This window comes from Desulfovibrio sp. 1188_IL3213 (genome assembly GCF_036763145.1).
Classification (GTDB): Bacteria; Desulfobacterota; Desulfovibrionia; order Desulfovibrionales; family Desulfovibrionaceae; genus Desulfovibrio.
On the sequence record NZ_JBAIYR010000152.1, the window covers coordinates 1 to 5,104 of the forward strand.

Genomic DNA, 5,104 nt, shown 5'->3' on the forward strand with positions numbered 1-5,104 from the left:
GCTCCAGCAGCACCACGTCCAGCGGGGTGTCAGGCACGGCCACCATGATGCCGTCCAGACGGCTCGCCGCGCCCAGACGGCGGGTCACCCAGTCGATAACCGGCAGATCACGCAGGCAGAGCAGAGATTTCAGCGGCAGGCGGCTGGAACCCAGCCGGGCCTGAATAATGGCGACAACCTTGCCTTTACTGGTCATATTTTCCTCCGCCGCGTCCGGCGATAGTGGGGATTCCTGAAACGCACGGCGCTCTGCCCCTGGAGCAGAGCACCCTTGAGACGGCAGGCCGGGAGGCGCGGCTTCTATTTCCATACCCGCCCCCTGCAACAGCCTGAAATAAAAATTTCAGAGCATACCGACTTTGAAAAACGTACATGTGCTAGGGCCGCTCGTTGAGCAAACCCAGCATGCGCCGCACCACGCGGTTCTTGTTGACCGTAAAGTCCATGCTGTCCTGTCGCAGCCAGAAGCGCTCACGGCGCGGATTTTTCAGCATCGCCAGAAAGGTGTTGCGGATTCTGCCGTCGCTGACACGATCCATAATGCCCACAAAGGCAAAACCGTGGCGCGGCCGGGCAAAGGTATGGCGCGCCTCGCGCTCGTGCGTTGCCAGCACAAGGGCAGGCACGCGCATGTGCGCCAGTTCGTAAACCGTGCGCCCAGCGGAACAGATGGCGAGGTCCGCGCCTTCCATCATGCGGCTCATGACGTTGGTGGCCCAGGTAAAGGTCACCAGCGGATTATCCAGCTTTTTCAGATGCGCTTCCATAGCGTCCTTGTGGGCGTAGCCGGGTCCGGCGACCAGCCGGACAGCAATTCCGTAGGCACGGCAGATCGGCTCGATGATGTCCAGCACCCGGCGCGAGCAGTCATGCTGATCTGTGCCGCCAAAGGTGATAAGCACGGTTTTGACCTCAGGCCGGAAGGGATTGCGCGCCGCGTTGACAAACTCGTCACGCAGGCAGAAAAAATCCGGCCCGCTGCACAGACGGTCCGTGCTTTCCCCTTCGTACAGGGCATTGACCACAAGGCGCGCCAGCGAAGCCCCCGGCCCTTCGTCCTCAAAGTTTACGCAACGCGCCCCGGCGGCCACAAGACGCTTCATGTAGGCCGTGGTGGTGTTGAGGATATCATTGACCACCAGATCCGGGTTCAGGGCCAGCACGGTGTCTGCCAGGTCTTCCTGCCCCTGGCGGACGATCCGGTAATCCTTGCGGGCGATGCTTTCAACGGCCAGTTCGCTTTCGCGGGTGCAGACAAAGCTGACCCGATGGCTTGTAATCTCGTGCGCCAGCATGAGCGCCCGAAACACGTGCCCCATGCCGATGGCGGGCCAGCCCGCCACCACAAAGACCACATGCCGCCGCTCAAGCAGGCGTTCGCATATCCACCAGTCCTGATAGCCCTGTATTTCAATGGCCCTGTCGTTGAGAAAATAGGGAATGACGCGACCGCGCCCCTGCTGGCGGTCCCGGTCCAGCAGACGCGAAAGACGCAGCATGATCAACGCGCGGCTTTCAACCACAAGGGTTTTTTCGCCCCTGTGCTCCGTCTCGTCATCCAGCAGGTCTTCAAGCCCCTCGCCATGCATGTTCCAGATGCGCTGACGCACGCTTTTCACGGTCACAAGGCTGTCGGCGTCCGCCTCGCGATACTTCTTCCAGGCGTCTTCCACGTCCACCCAGGTGAGCAACGGGCATGATGCGCGCAAAATAATGCAGTGCTCGTACTGTTCCGCCAGTTCTTCCAGCAAGACGCGCATTTCATTCACGATGTCCAGCGTGGTGAAATGTATGTCCTTATTGCGGCGAAATCCCACGCCCGCGCGTTCGCAGATGAGGGATATTTCCTGGCTGTCGGTGAGCACCATGATATCTTCGCCGGGCAGAACGCTCCGCGCCGTATTGATGGCCCGCTGCACAAGCGTCACCCCGGCCAGCTTTTTGACAAGCTGGTCAGGAATAACGGCATTTTTTTTGATGGCCGGTATGACAATGCAGCGTTCTTTCACGATAGTTCCGAAGTGGTCATGCGCGGGGGGCGCACATGGCTGTAGCCTCTGCCGGGACATGAGCGCCATGCGCTTTCCTCATCCCGCTCGGGCGGCCCGCCGACTCACAAGGCACAGCGGCGCAGGCCGGGTCAGTACCCTTGAGCACCATTCCCGGCCTGCGCCGTTAGAGCAATTTCAAAGTGAAATTGCTCTGCTGACGCGACCGGACGGCAAACACGCCGTCTCAGCGCAGGCTCGCCAGCACCTCGCGGGTGGAAGCCAGCATGTAGTCAAACTCTTCCCCGGTCAGCCAGTGCTGGAAGGGGAAGGAAATCATGGTGTCAAAGAACAGGTCCGCATTGGGGCAGCAGGCTTCGCCCATTCCCAGACGGCGGTAATAATCGTACCTGTCCAGCGGAATGTACTGCACCACGCATTTGACGCCCTTTTCATTGAACATGGCGCGCATGAAGCGGTCTCGCGCCTCTACACCCGTGGTCATGCGGGCCGCAAGCAGGTGGTAGTTGTGGCGGGGGCTGTCGACCCGATGGAATTCCAGTTCGGGAAAGTCCGTCAGGGCATCAATGAAACCCAGGGCGCGGCTGCGCTTCTGCTCGTTGATCTCGTCAATGCGCTCCAGCAGCTTGGCCCCCAGGGCGCATTCCACTTCACCAAGGCAGTAGTTGTTGGGCGGCACCATGCGGCCGTCGATAATGGGCATATCCACGTTGCCCATGGCGGGCTTCCAATAGTCGGGGCGCTCAAAATCAAAAGCGCAATGCCCGTTGTGGCGCAGGGTGGGAACCATGCCCGCCAGCCTGGGGTCGCGCACATACAGCATGCCGCCTTCGCCAAGGGTGGTCAGGTTTTTATGCGAATGGAACGAAAAGACCCCCATATCCCCGAAGGCTCCGGCCTTGATGCCGTCCACTTCGGCCCCGATGGCCTGGGCGGCATCCTCGATAAGGATAAGGCCGCGCTCTTTGCACAGGGCGGCAATGGCGGGCATGTCGGCCACATAGCCGTAAAGATGCACGACCACCACGGCCCTGGTGCGCGGAGTAAGCACTTTTTCAATGCTCTCGGCGGTGACCACGCGGCTGTGCAGGTCCACATCGGCCCAGACAAGTCGGGCGCCCTTCTTGATGTAGGGATAGGCAGAGGCCGTGAAGGTGTGGGAAGGAATAACCACCTCATCGCCTTCGTTAAACAGGCAGAGCTGGGCTGAAAGCTCCAGGGCGGAGCAGCCGTTCATGGTGGTAAAGCAGGTTCCCTGCGGCACACCCTGGTACTCCGCGAACTTGCTTTCAAACCGGCGCATGTGATGCCCCTGGGTAAGGGGATCGGCATTGCGCATGGCCTCGACAACCACGGCTATTTCTTCTTCGGTGTACCGGATGGCACGCCCGCTGAAATTGACCTTGATATCCATGAGACTCCTCATAAAACAGCTTGCGCTTGAAGTTGCCGCGTTACGTGGGCAAGGCCCCGCACGCGCCAATATTGCGAACGTTGCTGCGCCTCGCTTCGCATGTCAGCCACCGGCTGATGCGGGTGTTGCCCGGGCGGAAAAAACCTGACGGCGTTGCGCGCCGGCATGCCCGTGAAACAGAGACTCCACAGACAGACATCCCGCCAAACAGCCCATATGCGGGCCGCTTCATGGCAGATGCCCTAAAGGCCTGACGGCGGCGGAGCCTCCGCCCACGCCGCCGACAGACTGTATGATCTTAGAGCAGATTACGAATGAAACGAGTCAACTGCTCTGCAAGGATTTTCCTGAAAATCCTTGCCACGAAATGCGAGCAGGCAGGCTTTTGCCTGCCGTAAGCAAGCATTTCAAGTGTTAAATGCCCTAGAACAATGCACTTTAAAACGGTTCGGCGCTGTGCCGCCTGCTACATGCTCTTGAAGCGCCCGATGACATTTTCCTTGGTGAGGATTTTTTTGAAATCCGGCCCAAGGCGGTTGGACAGCGGCTTTTCATGCACAATGCTGGCCCCGTAGAGCGCGTCGTACTGCGCGTCGGTGAGGCCCTGACAGATGCCCTTGGGCAGGTCAATGCCCTGGCGCTCCATCATGAGCATGAATTCCTTGTACTGTTCGGGATAGATGTCTTCCTGCACAGACAGCGAATAGCAGTTGGCGATGCCGTGGCGCATATGCAAAACCATGCTCAGCCCGGCGGAAATGGGATGCACCACGCCCACGAACCCGGCGGCCATGCCGCCCAGGTAGGAGGCGATCATCATCTTTTCGCGGTTTTCTTCGCTCATCATGTCCTGCGAAAGAAAAACCTGCTTGCAGAGATCAATGGCCTTTTCAGCCAGGGAATCCACAACCACGTTGCGGTAGGACCCGGTAATGCTCTCAAAGCAATGCATGTAGGTGTCGATGCCGGTGTAAAAATACTGGTTGCGGGGTACGCTGGCCGTGAGGTCGGGGTCCATCAGCACCTGGTCGAACATGGTAAAGTCGCTGTTCATGCCCAGTTTGATGTTTTTTGCCTCATTGCAGATAATGCCGGTGCGCGAGGTTTCAGACCCGGTGCCCGACAGGGTGGGTATGGCGATCTTGTAGGGCGCGGGATTTTTTACAAGGTCCCAGCCCTGATAGTCTTCAGCCTTGCCGGGATTGGTGAGCAGGTTGCCCACGCACTTGCAGGTATCAAGCACGCAGCCGCCGCCAAGGGCTACCAGGGCGCAGGGGTCCGCGCCTTTCAGAAAGGTCTTCACCTGGGCGGTATAGCCGTCCACGCTGTCAGTGGTGGGTTCTCCGGCGGTGTCGATATGGAGCACCATGTCGCCGCTTTCCACGGGCAGCTTTTCCACCAGATCCTTGCCCTGAAAAAAATGATCCAGAAAAAAGACCGCGGGGCCGGACACAGCCTTGCGGCGCGGGGCCATAAGGTCGCCGAGCTGGCTCAGGCTGCCCTGGCCGATCATATAATAACCGACATTTTTTGCATTACGGTACATAGTTGCCCTCACAGTATGGCATAAGATTTCCGGGCCATACGCTATAGCCGCAGGTCTGGCAAGCGATGCCGCAAAGCGGCGCGCGGCGCGGGCCGGCGGATGTTACAACACAGGTCAGTCTCTCTTGTCCGGCAC

At 59.3% G+C, this 5,104-nt stretch carries 4 protein-coding genes; all 4 read right to left on the reverse strand.

The annotated features are described in order from the left end of the window. Nucleotides 1-196, reverse strand: a 196-nt coding sequence (locus V6C16_RS07635) for a cytidylyltransferase domain-containing protein (RefSeq protein ID WP_442886196.1), incomplete at its 3' end; no start/stop codon positions are given. A gap of 181 nt (nucleotides 197-377) precedes the next feature. Further along, nucleotides 378-2,009: a cytidylyltransferase domain-containing protein gene (locus V6C16_RS07640; RefSeq protein WP_333536901.1), complete on the reverse strand. Its 1,632-nt coding sequence runs from the start codon at nucleotides 2,007-2,009 to the stop codon at nucleotides 378-380. A gap of 226 nt (nucleotides 2,010-2,235) precedes the next feature. Continuing rightward, entirely contained in the window at nucleotides 2,236-3,423 is a 1,188-nt protein-coding gene (locus tag V6C16_RS07645; RefSeq protein ID WP_333536900.1) for a DegT/DnrJ/EryC1/StrS family aminotransferase, read from the reverse strand. Between the two features lie 466 nt (nucleotides 3,424-3,889). After that, entirely contained in the window at nucleotides 3,890-4,969 is a 1,080-nt protein-coding gene (locus tag V6C16_RS07650) for an iron-containing alcohol dehydrogenase family protein (protein ID WP_333536899.1), read from the reverse strand. Between the last annotated feature and the right edge of the window lie 135 nt (nucleotides 4,970-5,104).